A 13,164-nucleotide genomic window follows, 5' to 3' on the forward strand; every position below is an offset into this window, starting at 1 on the left:
AATAGGAGGTGTAAAAGTGAATCTTGAAACATTTCTGCATCATCTTCACTTTGATACGGAAAAAGCTGCTCCTCCAGATTGGCAAGTGGATTGGGAGGACGCACCGCTTCCCTATAAACTGTATCGCGGCCTGCCAGAGATTTCGCTATCCGGGGATGTACCGTTAACTCTCAAGGGAAGAGAAGCTCATGCAGAACCTGCATTAGAGGAACTTGGCCATTTCTTGTGGTATGTATATGGACTTACTCAATATGCTCAAACCGCCTTCATCGAGGACACAGGTGAAAAAGCTGATGTAAACTATGCCCAGTTATTACGAAGGTTTGTTCCCTCTGGAGGGGCATTGTACCCCAATGAATTATACGTGTATATTAAGCTTGAGGACGTACCGACTGGAATTTACCATTACGATGTGGCGCATCACCGCCTCCTTTTGCTGCGAGAAGGAAATTACGATTTTTACTTATCCAGAAGTACTGGAAATAGCTGTGATCTGTCCGATTGTTTCTGTACGGTTTTTGTTTCGACTGTTTTTTGGAAAAACTTCTTCAAATATAATAATTTTTCCTATAGGCTCCAAGGGTTGGACGCTGGTGTGTTAATAGGGCAAGCGTTAGAAGTGGCTAATCAGATGGGATTCTCTTCACGTGTATGCTATCAATTTCTTGATCGGTCTATCAATCATTTACTTGGAATAACAGAACAGGATGAAAGCGTTTATGCGATGATCCCACTCTCCATTCATCCATCTATCAATTGTGTTTACAAGGATAATAATTATGAAGAAATTGTCTCTGATACACAATTGTCCCAGGAAGTTCCATGTCTATTCCATGAGACTTACAATCGATCAAAGAAAGTGATCGACTATCCTATGCTGAGAAACATGAATGAAGCATCGATACTGGAAACAACAAGTTCATTTTCAAAAATAAGAATCGATAATCGTGTTAAACCTGCCTTAGGTATGGAAGCAATCATGCTTCCATTTACCGAGCACCTAGCGTATGATCTTGCATCTGTTTGCAGGGAGAGACGTTCCCCTAATACTGATTTTATGATAGGTAAGGTCAGTCAGACTCAATTATCCACATTGTTAAAAGAGACATTTTCTTTATCGTATCAGAATGACCTTGATGACACCCATGAGAATGCTGAGACCCGTGTCACTTTGTATGGCAGTTTTTATAATGTGGAGGGAATTCCAAATGGTGCTTACGCTTATGACAAAAGCGCTCATTCACTCCGGCGAATAACACAGGGGGATTTTCGGGAGTATTTACAGTATGGATTAACAATGCCCAATGTAAATCTGTTTCAAGTTCCGCTAGTACTGCATTTTGTAGGAGACGGGGACCATCTCAAAAGGGAATTGGGATATAGAGGATACCGCATTCAACAAATGGAAGCCGGGATACTTTTGCAACGACTGCTCTTGGTAACGGGCGCATTAGGGATGGGGGGGCATCCGCTATTAGGATTTGATGCGAACCAATCTGATGAACTTTACAGGATTAATTCGAAACAAAAAACAAGTCTGATCCAGATTCCAGTTGGTCCATACCGTCCTCGTGCCTGGTTAACAGGGGGGTTGATTAGCTAGGAGCAACAATTTTGTCTAGGTTTCTTTAGTTTATAAAATCTTACTAATTACTAAAATGATTCAAGACGCTTAACCATATTGGTTGAGGGTCTTTTTTTACCTGAAGTTAAATTATAGTTCCAAATTGGACTGTTCATAGAAATGGAGAGTCCCAAAAGGATTAATAAATCTGGCATTTAGGTTATTTCCTCACATGGAGTATTGTTTATACATAAAATAGTGTACACAGGAAGGAGAATAGGAGGAAATTAGAATGCCTTCTGTTATTAACTTAGGTGTTTTTAACGTAAATTCACCACAAGCAAGTTCAGCTATTTTTATTGGTGAAGGTGTTGTAAATGGAATGGACGCGAACAGGAAGTATAATTTAAATATGGGGGGAGTCTATGGTTTTAATAATGCTATGGCGGGGAATGTAAACAATATCGCAGATAGCTTTGAAATGTTAGATGGGGTTATCTTTGACCAAGACCTAAAGCCGAATATCGGGGGCGGGGGAAATATATAAGTTGATGAGAGAAAAAACAATAAACCCTCTGATTAATCAAGGGTTTTTTGCTTTCGACTTTCCTGAGGCTCCATATTTCCTTTGCTCTCTTTTTCATGATTGGTTAATGACGCAGTCATATGTGCAAGGTTATTTCGATCACCATGAATATTGCCTAAGCCCTGGCTGTGTTTTTTGCTGTTTTTAAAGTCCTCGATAAAATTATTTCCGATACTGAAACAGGAGGCACCTTCGATCGTACCAATTTTAATCGTTCCGATATGAAAGGTTGGGGAAAGAATGGGAGAACCCATCATTTATTCACTCCTCTCTTTTTGATTGTTTTCCAGCCACTTGTTATCTGTGAGCCTATTTTCATCGCCGGACAATACCCCAAGTACTTCATTCACGACTTGACTAGAACGAAACTTTTTATGTGTATTTGTTCCACCCATAAAAAATCCCGATGATTGACCGATACTGCTTATTGATATATTTCCTAACGTTAAATTAATCATAGATGAGCTAACCTTTCTTAATCGTATTTAAGTACAATCTTTTCGGATTATCACTCTCAATTTAATACAATAGTCTATTCAATGTATGGGCGGATGACACAGTTTTTTTAATAAGGGCACCAGACCCAATCCACTAACATAAAGTAATCTAACTAAATGAAGATTAAGAGTGGTGACAAAGATGTTAAGGTCCTTAAATCTCAATCTTTCTGGCGGTATTCATATTCAAATGATGCAAAGACAATCCGGCATGTTTATTGGAGAGAGAAATGTGGCAATTGGCTGGAGTTCGCATGGTAAGGAGAATAGTGTAATTGGTAATATTAGTGGTCAATCCAATCTCCTTCTTAACAATATCTCGATCTTAAATGATCCGGACCTGGTAGATACCCCCATCGATGACCGTGATATCAACATATCCTTTGAAAATCAAGGTGATGAGAATACAATAACCAATATTAATCTTGAGGGCATCAATGTCAATAGAATCGAGCAGAACAGTTCTATATTCCTTGGCAAAGGCCATGTAAATGGGATGGATGCTAATCAAAAATCAAATACCTCCCAGGGTCCCGTATTGGGGCATAATAATCAACAGTTAGGTAATTTAAACCTCAATAATGATCAAGATATGGTAGATACCACTATTGACGATCGCGATATTAAGATAGCCAACATTGAAAGAGAGATCTGATTTCAATTATTCTACCTATAAAATGTCATTTGTGGATACCTATGATGACTAGGAATCATAATGAAAACGAAATCCTTTTGAAGTCTTTATGATATTGTCGTGATCGGAGGATGATGGATCAGACATTGTTTCTTTTTTCATATCATTCGAGTTCATGTGCATTTGAAGTGATTCGGCTAAATCATTTGAAGTGCTAATATTATTGCCTATAATTAGCTTTCCGCTTAATTCGTCAATTTCAAGATTATCTAAACGAAACACCATATTTTCTATATGCTCGATTTGAACCTTATCGAATTGGATATTCCTCCTATTCCCCTCCTTTTGCTGCTGCTCTAATAACTCAATAATTCGATCTAATTTAATCATTATGTGAGAGTTTATTTTCGTTTCTTCAGCCTTTACGGTTTCTTTCTGTTTTTTACGCAACGAAAAAAGTCCAAACATAATTTCCCTCCTTTACAGGGATGTACGTGGGGATAAAAGATACTGGACTCGTTGGTCAATTTTTAATAGCTTGTGTTATTTTGAGAGATACATTATGAGTTACTTTATAAGTATATGGCAGCATTGTGGCAATTTGTCAAAAGGGCATAAATTTCCCTCCCGGTTAAGGACCGGGAGTTTTTTGCAGTCAGCAGTATACACCAATTATCAGGTAAATTAGTCTATTACCCCTGATTCTATTATGTTTACATCTGCTTGAACGTTCATTTTTAAATCCCTGTAATCTGTTTCCCACTTACTATAATTGAACTTTCTGGTTTTGCTTTTAATAAAATGACCGAATCCAACAGGGTCAATATTTTTTGATTGAAATCTTTTGGTTAACTTTAGGCATTCCCCTTCAATTTCCTCTTCCAATTTTTTCTCAATCATATTAATTTTCTTTGGTGTCACACGGGTACCTGAGTATTCATTTAATATCGCCTTAACCTTAATGTGGATATTAACCTTTAAAGGCTTTCTTGAAACAAGATTCATTTTATAATTGGAACGAATACTTTCAATTGCAGCTGCATCTTTATCAAGATTCACCTTTAAGGTTCCTTTACTATACTTGTCAACTAGCAGTTTAAAGTAGAACATTTTGTCAGGCGGAATGGTATCGAGGACATGACCATATCGAAAAAAACTAAGACCGCTAATTTCTACAGCTTCCTTGCCTAATTTTTTTATCCGTGGCAGATAAGGTGTCTTTCCTTTTTGGTTAAAATCAAACAAAAAACGCTGCAGGTCCGTTTTAGGAACATCCTTTGATTTCATATTATGTCGGATAAGATTGGATAGATAGATAGCATTTCCTCTTTCACCATAAGTACCGTTAATGACTGCTTTTGCTTCCCCTTCTGTTACAGCTAGGTATAATCTTGCACCAATACTGGGGTCACGTTGGAAGGAATCAATTAAGTCTAAAATTCCTTTTTCTTTCGCAAGCCGTTCACCAAACAGGACCACTTTAAGACTCCCTGTTACAAGTGGATCAGAAGATTGACGCTGTACATCTCTCAAAAAGTCCCTGCTTAAGTTAGAAGAAGACGAAAAGGTTTTGTTTTCCACTGTTTTATCCGATAAATAGACGGGAACTAAGGCGGTACCGCGTATTTTCCCATCTGTATAATCATAAGCGGCTCCAGTCTCTAGATTGACATCATCCACGATCTCCTTTTGTATACAACCCGCAAGTATGGTAGATAGAATGAGAAGAGAAATTAGTATTTTCATTCTTTTTTCACCTTCTTAACAATCAATACAAGAAAAAACAACAAAGGGATGTAAACATAATTTAGGAAAAAAGAAAACTTGCCGGTGTACTCACTCAGGGTGTTAATTTGCCCGCGTGTTTTAAAAAAATTAATCGTAATTAAAACAATCAATGTTAATAAAAGAACTCCATATTTCTGCTTCAAATGGACAGTCCGTTTTAAAATACGGCTTCCACACCAAAGAGCAATACAAAAATTAGGCAGAATGATAATATTCCAGTTGGCAATTCCGATGTATTCAAATCTCTCTACAAAAGGCATCTCGACCACTTTCCAAATCGTCAAGGTGGCCCAGATACTTTTCTGCAGCTGCCCTGCAGAAAAATAAGAGAAGGTGGTAATGGTTATGGCTGTATAAAGAATGGTGGTACAGAGGACACCCCAATGAGCCCATTTCTTTGACTTTTGCGGATCTTTGATAAAAGGATAAAAGAATAACAGTATTTCATAACCCAGATAGGTAAGTGACATTTGATAAGCAGCCTTAACTAAATCTTTGATAGAGTGATCAAAGACTGGAAGTAAATTTCTTAAATCAGCATAAGGGAAGGTGAAGAAAAATGTAAAAATTAAGTATGAGGGAAGAACCACTCCAAAAAAAGCTATGCCTGTAACAATGCGAAAACCGCCAAAAATAATATAGATTGCTAGCACACAGAAAGCGAAAGTATACCAAAATGTACTCATATCCTGGAACATCCATACTTGAACCACTTCAATAAATGTTCGCAGCGTGGTTATGGCCACACATAAAAAGTAAAGTACAAAAGGCAGAGTGATAAGACGGCCCACTTTTTTGCCAAAAACATAGGAATGGGCCGACATTATATCACCGTTTACTGTATCAAGGATCCTATACATCATCCATAGAATGACATGTATACTTAATCCGGCAATAATGACCGATATCCAGGCGTCATATCCTGCGGTTAGAGCAATTAAGCGCTGAAAGCCTAAAATGCCAATACCAAGCTGCATGGTATGGACTAGAAAAAAAACTAAAAAGGGCGATATTTTTGCCTTTTCAGGTACTAATTGTTCCATAGAACTTCCTCCACTGTTCTATTCGTCAATATCTCCTTTTTTATTGTGGGGATAACGAACAGGTTTTTTTGTCCTAAGTGTTTGTGGACGTAAGGATTGTTTGCTAAACGGCAGTCTAATCAGGGAATCCTTCAGGTCTGTCATTCTTGGTGGATATAAAGGTTCCAAAAAAGGCCTGTTTAAGGAAGTAAGCCGTAATAAATGGGTCATTAAGAAACAAAAACATAAGACAATACCAAGCAGTCCCCAAAGCTCGGCAAAAAACAGAAATGGAAATCGGAGCAGTCGAATGGCATTGCCCATTTTATAAACGGGTGTTGTAAAAGATGCCAATGCCGCAAGTGCTACAATAATGAGGAGAACATTACTCGTTAATCCGGCCTCAACCGATGCTGTTCCAATGACAATACCTCCTACGATACCAATTGTCTGTCCTACCTTAGTAGGCAGACGGGCTCCTGCTTCCCTTAGCAGTTCAATGGTCAGCTCCAAAAAGAGTGCCTCTAGAATAGGAGGAAGCGGTATATCTCTCCGAGAGGTGACTAAAGTGTTCATTAAGTCTGTTGGTATTAATTCATAGTGGTAGGATAATGCTGCTACATATACAGGTGTGACTAAGATTGAAAAGGCAACTGCGAAAAGCCGAATTAACCGGAAAAAAGAGGATAACATCCAATTTAAAAAGTAATCCTCAAATGAGCTGAAAAATTCAACAAGAGTAGTCGGCGTAATCAAGGCGTGCGGTGAGCCGTCGACGAATATAGCAATTTTCCCCTCTGCTAAAATGGCCGTAACCCTGTCTGGCCGCTCGGTATCCAATAGTTGTGGAAAAGGGGAGTTTTTATTATCAGATATTAATTGAACGACGTAAGAGCTATCGGTAATCGCATCAAATTTAATATTTTTAAGCCTCTCCATAACGGTGTTGACATTTGCGGGATCCACAATCCCCTCAAGATATAAGATAGCTACCTTCGTTTTTGACAGCGATCCAATGGTTAACTCCTCGACAATTAATTCTTTGACAGGAAGGCGTTTGCGAATCAAGTTTACATTTTGATTGATCGATTCAACAAAAGCTTCTTTTGGTCCGATTACACTAAATTCAACCTCTGGGGGTGAAATGCTTCGGACGAGTTCCTTCTGTGCTGCTAAAAACACAAAATGATCGCTGTCGTTATCCAATGTTAACAGGGCATAACCATGGAACAATTTCTGTTCAATCTCGCTTGGGTTATGGCTGATTTGTACATCTGCGAGGGCAATAAGTTTCTTTACATCTTCAATTTTTTCAAATGGTTTCTCTAATAAATAGGGAAGGACATTATCCTGTAAAATATTTTCATCAATAAGAGTTGAAATAAACCAAAAGGAGAACGGTCTGTTAGTGGGCTCATTAATATAAGAGACTTTTTTAAAATCATTTGAGCGCTTGAGAATCTTTTCCAACGTGTCTCTTTCAAGCACTTTACCTTGTTTTGAGAACCAACCCATCTATCATTACACCGTCCTTTTCAGTCAACTATTATCGTTTCCCTATATTGGAAAGAGTATGAATGAGCAATAAAGGAGTTTTCAATGGTACGCATTTTAACCCAATATGTGATATTAAAAATTGGAAATGAGGACTTTGCATTTCTTCGACCTAAGGGATAAAGAATAGTCCTAAGAGGTGAAAAGAAGTGACTGTTATAACAACCTTTAAAGAAAAACGACGTGAAAAGCAGATTAAATATGAGCGTTCCATGCTGAGGGATTTATCGATTAATACATTGAAAGAAAGAGTAAAACAATATTTTGGTTCCACAAACCTTGCCAATAGCTTTGTGATGAATTCAGGAATAGAAGAAGCATGTTATGATGTCGCCCTGGAGGCCTTTCTCTTGGGGGCAAAATTTAGTAAATTTGGCTATTATGGTGAAAATCCTGAGGAAGTCCGAAAACGGTGTTTTAAAGAGGAAAAACATCTAATTGATACACTATACAACTTTCTGCTTTATTGGGGACATGGCCAAGAAGGCACGATGAGTGAGTCGCTATATTATCTTTGTGAACAATATATCTTTGTCTGGTGGAAAGAGGGTTATGAAAAGGGGCAGAGACGATATAAATTAAGATTGCATTAAAACGAAAGGCATCCTTTCTTGCACCGGTACCTGCTGCTCCCGTTCTTTTTAAAAGAAAAGGGAGCTGCCAACTGCAGTGCTTTAGGGTGCTTTTTAGAGTTCTAAAACTTCCCCTTGTCCCATATAGTTAACTGAACAGGGACGAGCGGGAAGGAGGATATGGGTGGCTAAGCGCAGATTAAAGATTATTAGCTTTATCACAGGATTAATTGTGTTATTTTTTATACTACAGCATGATTTTAGTGAAAATAATTCATGGAAAACCTGGAATCTTCCTTTGTCAGGAAAAATAATCTTATTAGATGCAGGTCATGGCGGACCGGATGGCGGAGCAGGATCTGGCGAAACGCTTGAAAAGGATATTGCTTTAAAAATTACACAAAATGTCCGTGATTATCTACAAGGGCAAGGTGCTCTTGTGATTATGACAAGAGAAAAGGATGAGGATCTAGCTGATCCGGATACAAGGGGTTACAGCCGTAGAAAGGTAGAGGACCTTAAAAAGAGATTGAAAATGATTAATAATACCGATATTGATTTATTTGTCAGTATTCATTTAAATGCGATACCTTCTTCAAGATGGAGCGGTGCCCAGACCTTTTATGCTCCGCAGCATAAGGAAAACGCACGAGCGGCAAAATTTATCCAAGAAGAGCTCCGAAGAAATCTCGAAAACACGGAACGTAGAGCTAAGCCCATCAATCAAGTGTATATCTTGAAGAATGCAAAAAAACCAGGGGTGTTAGTTGAAGTAGGGTTTCTCTCCAATCCAAAGGAGAAGGCACTCTTAAAAAAGGACTACTATCAAGAAAAAGTGTCTGCATCGATCAATAATGGTATTCTGCGTTACTTTACTAGTGAAAAGGAATTAAAAGAACCAGATTAAAGGAAGGTGGAAGCATCTTCCGTTTTTTTATGTAATAAAATGGGACTTCAGATTTTGTAAACGTGTGATTGAATTAACTGTTTCTCTTCTAGGTTATGGTATACTGAAAATGGAAAAGAATTCATAGGTGAGGTGTATTTTTATGTTAAATGAAGAAAAAGTCCGTGAAGTCCTGGGCGGCCTCAAAGAGCCCTTTTTACATAAATCATTAGCAGAATTAAATGCTATTGAGGAAATTAAAATTAAAGAAGAAAAGAACCATGTAAGCGTTAAAGTGTTGATTGCGAAAACGGGGACAAGCGAACAGCTTCAGCTTCAAACACAAATTGTAAGTGTATTAAAAGAAGCAGGCGCGGCGACTGTTGGAATCCGATTTGCTGAGCTGCCAGAAGAAGTATTGGCGCAGCATCGCAATACAGAACCAGAACAGGACCAAAACCTCCTTAATTCAAAAAATACAACCTTCATTGCGATTGCCAGCGGAAAAGGGGGCGTAGGTAAATCAACGGTTTCCGTTAACCTTGCTGTAGCCCTAGCGCGATTAGGCAAAAAGGTTGGGCTGATTGATGCGGATATTTACGGATTTAGTGTACCAGATATGATGGGGATTACAAATCGACCAGTGGTTCGTGGCGAAAAAATTATCCCAGTGAACCGGTTTGGGGTTCAAGTTATTTCAATGGGCTTCTTTGTGGAGGACAATGCCCCAATTATTTGGCGTGGTCCGATGTTAGGAAAGATGCTCAATAGTTTCTTCAGTGAAGTAGAATGGGGAGAACTTGATTATTTATTATTAGACCTGCCTCCTGGTACTGGGGACGTTGCTTTAGACGTTCATACCATGCTGCCGTCTTGTAAGGAAATAATCGTGACGACACCACACCCTACGGCTGCGTTTGTGGCAGCGCGTGCAGGTGCTATGGCTCTTCGTACAGAACATGAGGTACTTGGAGTAATTGAGAATATGGCTTACTTTGAAAGTAAATTAACCGGTGATAAGGAATACGTGTTTGGCCGTGGCGGAGGGGACAAACTGGCTGAAGAATTAAATACAGTTCTTCTTGGACGCTTGCCGCTGAACCAGCCTGATTGGAATGACGAAGACTTTGCACCATCCGTTTATCAAGAAGATCATCAAATCGGAAAAATTTATCTAGAAATTGCTGAAAAGGTTACAAGCCTTTTAAAAAAGTAAGAAAAAAGCCTCGACCATAATTGGAAGAGGCTTTTTCCTTATATTCACTAGCCAATCATTTTTTTGATTCTTCCTCTGCAGCCTTTAACAGTAATTCTTGTATTTTAGCTTTATAAAGCGGGCTATTAATTGTTTCTGTAATCACATCCTGAAGATAGTCCCGGTATTCTTTTGTTTTTAGAGCGTCAGTCATCTGTTTCTGAATTTCAGGCTCTTTAAAAACTTGCACCATCATGGTTCTATACTGAGGATCATTCATTAATTCCTTTAATAGGGCCTTATTTTCATTTTTCATGTTTTTAGCTACGCCTTGGGCGAAAGCAGGATCGCTAAATGCCTTCTTCCAAAAATCAATCGCTTTATCTGATGTTAGCGTCGTTTGAATGGTGTCCGCAACAACCTTTTGATCCATTACAAGTTTTTCCTTCATCGCCTCTGAGGTCATTACATCTTGAATTGCCTTCTTACCATCATCTGTTTTAAGGATATCAACCACCATTTTTTTAGTTTGGTCATAGTCGATTTGTCCATTACCGCTTATGTCATTACTAGTAGAACAGCTGGCTAAGAACAAGATGATGGGCAGGAGGAGCAGCATACTATTTTTTCTCATTTTCAGGCTCCCTTCACATATAAATCCTTAATTTTAGGATGAGAAATTATAGCGGGATTATTCGCCTAAAAAAATGAAATTATGGATTTTTCACATTTTGATTGGTACAATCAGTATGGAAATAATTTTAGTATTCTGGAGGTTTAGGGTGTGACAAGCCGTAATTGGGTTAGACTATTTGTGTCCACATTATTAGTTGGCGGGGTCACGACGGCTATTGTGGGTTTTATCATTCGCTGGAATGAATTTCAGCCTTACTTTACTCATTTTCAAATTATTGATATTTTATCCACGTTAATTTGGTTAATTGTAATGGGCTTTTTATTTAGTGTAATCAGCCAAATGGGTTTCTTTTCTTATTTAACCATTCACCGTTTTGGATTAGGGATTTTTAAGTCTGTTTCTCTATGGAATTCTGTTCAAGTTGTTCTTGTTTTATTTGGTTTATTCGATTTAGTTTACCTGCGTTACGAGAACTTTGCTAAACCAGGTGAATCTATTCTTCCTTATTTAGGACCAGCATTTCTCCTATTAGCTATTTCTCTTGCTGTAGCTTGGTATAAAGTGAAACAAACAAACAAGGGAGCTTTCATCCCAGCGTTATTTTTTATGATTGTTGCTACATTAGTGGAATGGGTACCGGTATTGCGTGAAAATGAGAAGAATTGGTTCTATCTCATGATGATCTCGTTACTAGCATGTAATGCCTATCAAATATTAGTTCTTCATAAATTAAACGCTCAGTCAGTGCAAGAAAGGCAAAAACGAGCAGAACAAACCAATCCTAAAATGAGCAATCCGAATAAAAATAAAAAAATGTCAAAAAAACCGTCCATGTAATAAAAGCGGTACTGAAAAACTTTCATTTTTTAAAGAATTTTATAATAATAAAAAAAGGTATAATCCTCATACAAATAGGAAATTATACCTTTTTTAATTTAGACTAAGTAAAAGAACTCTGTTGATTGGAGTGGAAGGCGGCGAAGACTCCTCGAAAATGCTAACTCATTTCCTTCGTGCGTGGGCGAATTCGATGATGTAAAATCAATGTCCTGCGGGAGTACAGGACAGGGGAGACCTCGCAGGCGCGAAAGCGGCAAGGAGGCTCTCCGGCACGCCCGGCGGAAAGCGAAGCCGTCTAGAACGGAAATCAACAGCCACTAAACATACACTTAAAGGGCTTTTTCAGTGTCCTCTAATAGGGGCGGTTTTAGTAAAAAGAACTTAATTAATTTCTTTAGAATGGACTTCTCCGTTAGCAATCATTTCGGATACCGATACGAGCTTTATTCCTTTTTGTCGGATATCAGCAAGTATTAGCGGTAGTGCTTTAGAAGTTTGCTTTGCTGAATCCGAGGCATGGAGCAGGACAATATCCCCATTCTCTGCTTTACTAACATTTTTAACTATTTTATCTACGCCAGGATTCTGCCAATCCTTCGAGTCTAATTTCCATTGAACTACTGTATAGCCATACCGCTTAGCTATTTTTAATGTACGCTCATCAAAATGACCCGTCGGTGCTCGTAAAAGCTTAATATCCTTTACATTTAATTTCGTGAAAACCTCTTGAGCTTTTGAGATGTCTTTGGCGATTTTGGCATCTTCCACATCAAGGTAATCTACATAATCGTAACCCAGAATTCCAACCTCATAGCCTTCTTTAACTATGCGGTTGACAATGTCAGGATGACGTTCAGCCCAGGAGCCCGCCAGGAAGAAAGTAACGGATTTAACATTCTCCTTTTGCAGCACATCCAAAATGGGCTCTGCTTTTTCATCCCCCCAGCCAATATTAAAAGTAAGAGCTATATCCTTTTCACCGCGATAAATAGCATTCGAAGTATCCTTTGTTGAAAAGACAGGAATCTGAACCAGATTTTCCATGTAGAGAAACCATGCTGTGAAAAATGCTGCTATGAAAATTAGTGATACATTTTTTAACGCTTTACCGTTTAATACAAAAAAGAAATTCATCATTCCCCACCTCGTCCAATACTATCCTTGTCTCAAACCTATGCTCAGAATTTTGATATTATGATTAAACATTTTAATTATAAAATTTCTATATTTGGAAAAGACTACTATAACTAGATATTACGCTGGAGGTTTTTCAATGTTTGGACTTCTAATTAACGAAAAAGAAGTAAAAGAAATGGAATACCTTATTAAGAGAGAGATGGATGAAATCTTATTTGATTTAAAAGATGATCGAATTGATCACATTGTGAA

The 13,164-nt window shown here is 38.1% G+C and carries 15 protein-coding genes; 7 read left to right on the plus strand and 8 right to left on the minus strand.

Features of this window, described 5'->3' with window-relative positions; genetic code table 11:
* Positions 1-16 precede the first annotated feature (16 nt).
* The gene (locus V7266_RS01400; protein ID WP_335465447.1) at positions 17-1,603 is read left to right on the plus strand and encodes a SagB family peptide dehydrogenase; all 1,587 of its coding nucleotides are present in this window, start codon (positions 17-19) and stop codon (positions 1,601-1,603) included.
* 253 nt (positions 1,604-1,856) lie between these two features.
* On the plus strand, positions 1,857-2,111 hold the full coding sequence (locus V7266_RS01405) for a hypothetical protein (protein WP_144568272.1): 255 nt from the start codon (positions 1,857-1,859) through the stop codon (positions 2,109-2,111).
* Between the two features lie 32 nt (positions 2,112-2,143).
* Here the strand turns inward: V7266_RS01405 and V7266_RS01410 are convergent, their stop codons facing one another.
* The gene (locus V7266_RS01410) at positions 2,144-2,407 is read right to left on the minus strand and encodes a hypothetical protein (RefSeq protein ID WP_335465448.1); all 264 of its coding nucleotides are present in this window, start codon (positions 2,405-2,407) and stop codon (positions 2,144-2,146) included.
* On the minus strand, positions 2,408-2,608 hold the full coding sequence (locus V7266_RS01415) for a hypothetical protein (RefSeq protein ID WP_335465449.1): 201 nt from the start codon (positions 2,606-2,608) through the stop codon (positions 2,408-2,410).
* A 181-nt stretch (positions 2,609-2,789) separates the two neighbouring features.
* Here V7266_RS01415 and V7266_RS01420 point away from each other — a divergent pair, with 181 nt between their 5' ends.
* The gene (locus V7266_RS01420) at positions 2,790-3,302 is read left to right on the plus strand and encodes a hypothetical protein (RefSeq protein WP_335465450.1); all 513 of its coding nucleotides are present in this window, start codon (positions 2,790-2,792) and stop codon (positions 3,300-3,302) included.
* Positions 3,303-3,350: 48 nt separating this feature from the next.
* On the opposite strand, the gene V7266_RS01425 is transcribed toward V7266_RS01420, so the two are convergent.
* The 4 genes from V7266_RS01425 to V7266_RS01440 all read right to left on the minus strand — a co-directional run bounded on the left by V7266_RS01425 (position 3,351) and on the right by V7266_RS01440 (position 7,606).
* The gene (locus V7266_RS01425; RefSeq protein WP_335465451.1) at positions 3,351-3,749 is read right to left on the minus strand and encodes a hypothetical protein; all 399 of its coding nucleotides are present in this window, start codon (positions 3,747-3,749) and stop codon (positions 3,351-3,353) included.
* 216 nt (positions 3,750-3,965) lie between these two features.
* Positions 3,966-5,027, minus strand: a complete 1,062-nt coding sequence (locus V7266_RS01430) for a Ger(x)C family spore germination protein (RefSeq protein WP_335465452.1) — start codon at positions 5,025-5,027, stop codon at positions 3,966-3,968.
* Complete coding sequence (locus tag V7266_RS01435; RefSeq protein WP_335465453.1) at positions 5,024-6,112, minus strand: GerAB/ArcD/ProY family transporter; 1,089 nt, start codon at positions 6,110-6,112, stop codon at positions 5,024-5,026. The genes V7266_RS01430 and V7266_RS01435 overlap by 4 nt, the downstream gene beginning before the upstream one ends.
* Positions 6,113-6,130: 18 nt before the next feature.
* On the minus strand, positions 6,131-7,606 hold the full coding sequence (locus V7266_RS01440; protein WP_335465454.1) for a spore germination protein: 1,476 nt from the start codon (positions 7,604-7,606) through the stop codon (positions 6,131-6,133).
* 188 nt (positions 7,607-7,794) lie between these two features.
* Between V7266_RS01440 and V7266_RS01445 the strand changes: the two genes are divergently transcribed.
* From V7266_RS01445 to V7266_RS01455, 3 genes are all read left to right on the plus strand, one after another.
* Positions 7,795-8,238, plus strand: a complete 444-nt coding sequence (locus V7266_RS01445; protein WP_335465455.1) for a YbaK family protein — start codon at positions 7,795-7,797, stop codon at positions 8,236-8,238.
* A gap of 163 nt (positions 8,239-8,401) precedes the next feature.
* A complete protein-coding gene (gene cwlD, locus V7266_RS01450) occupies positions 8,402-9,124 on the plus strand; it encodes an N-acetylmuramoyl-L-alanine amidase CwlD (RefSeq protein WP_335465456.1) in 723 nt (240 codons plus the stop codon).
* Between the two features lie 142 nt (positions 9,125-9,266).
* Positions 9,267-10,319, plus strand: coding sequence for a P-loop NTPase (locus V7266_RS01455; protein WP_335465457.1), 1,053 nt, complete (start codon positions 9,267-9,269; stop codon positions 10,317-10,319).
* Positions 10,320-10,374: 55 nt separating this feature from the next.
* On the opposite strand, the gene gerD is transcribed toward V7266_RS01455, so the two are convergent.
* Positions 10,375-10,932, minus strand: coding sequence for a spore germination lipoprotein GerD (gerD, locus tag V7266_RS01460; protein WP_335465458.1), 558 nt, complete (start codon positions 10,930-10,932; stop codon positions 10,375-10,377).
* 150 nt (positions 10,933-11,082) lie between these two features.
* Between gerD and V7266_RS01465 the strand changes: the two genes are divergently transcribed.
* Entirely contained in the window at positions 11,083-11,772 is a 690-nt protein-coding gene (locus tag V7266_RS01465) for a KinB-signaling pathway activation protein (RefSeq protein ID WP_335465459.1), read from the plus strand.
* 384 nt (positions 11,773-12,156) lie between these two features.
* Here V7266_RS01465 and pdaB read toward each other — a convergent pair whose 3' ends face one another.
* Entirely contained in the window at positions 12,157-12,909 is a 753-nt protein-coding gene (pdaB, locus tag V7266_RS01470; RefSeq protein ID WP_335465460.1) for a polysaccharide deacetylase family sporulation protein PdaB, read from the minus strand.
* Between the last annotated feature and the right edge of the window lie 255 nt (positions 12,910-13,164).

It is taken from the genome of Neobacillus drentensis, assembly GCF_036965645.1.
In the GTDB taxonomy this organism is placed as follows: domain Bacteria; phylum Bacillota; class Bacilli; order Bacillales; family Cytobacillaceae; genus Neobacillus; species Neobacillus drentensis_D.

Excerpts from the sequence above, each read along its gene's own strand:
- V7266_RS01405 (WP_144568272.1), top strand. The coding sequence starts at position 1,857 with ATGCCTTCTGTTATTAACTTAGGTGTTTTTAACGTAAATTCACCACAA.
- V7266_RS01410 (WP_335465448.1), bottom strand. The coding sequence starts at position 2,407 with ATGATGGGTTCTCCCATTCTTTCCCCAACCTTTCATATCGGAACGATT.
- V7266_RS01415 (WP_335465449.1), bottom strand. The coding sequence starts at position 2,608 with ATGATTAATTTAACGTTAGGAAATATATCAATAAGCAGTATCGGTCAA.
- V7266_RS01420 (WP_335465450.1), top strand. The coding sequence starts at position 2,790 with ATGTTAAGGTCCTTAAATCTCAATCTTTCTGGCGGTATTCATATTCAA.
- V7266_RS01425 (WP_335465451.1), bottom strand. The coding sequence starts at position 3,749 with ATGTTTGGACTTTTTTCGTTGCGTAAAAAACAGAAAGAAACCGTAAAG.
- V7266_RS01430 (WP_335465452.1), bottom strand. The coding sequence starts at position 5,027 with ATGAAAATACTAATTTCTCTTCTCATTCTATCTACCATACTTGCGGGT.
- V7266_RS01435 (WP_335465453.1), bottom strand. The coding sequence starts at position 6,112 with ATGGAACAATTAGTACCTGAAAAGGCAAAAATATCGCCCTTTTTAGTT.
- V7266_RS01440 (WP_335465454.1), bottom strand. The coding sequence starts at position 7,606 with ATGGGTTGGTTCTCAAAACAAGGTAAAGTGCTTGAAAGAGACACGTTG.
- V7266_RS01455 (WP_335465457.1), top strand. The coding sequence starts at position 9,267 with ATGTTAAATGAAGAAAAAGTCCGTGAAGTCCTGGGCGGCCTCAAAGAG.
- gerD (WP_335465458.1), bottom strand. The coding sequence starts at position 10,932 with ATGAGAAAAAATAGTATGCTGCTCCTCCTGCCCATCATCTTGTTCTTA.
- pdaB (WP_335465460.1), bottom strand. The coding sequence starts at position 12,909 with ATGAATTTCTTTTTTGTATTAAACGGTAAAGCGTTAAAAAATGTATCA.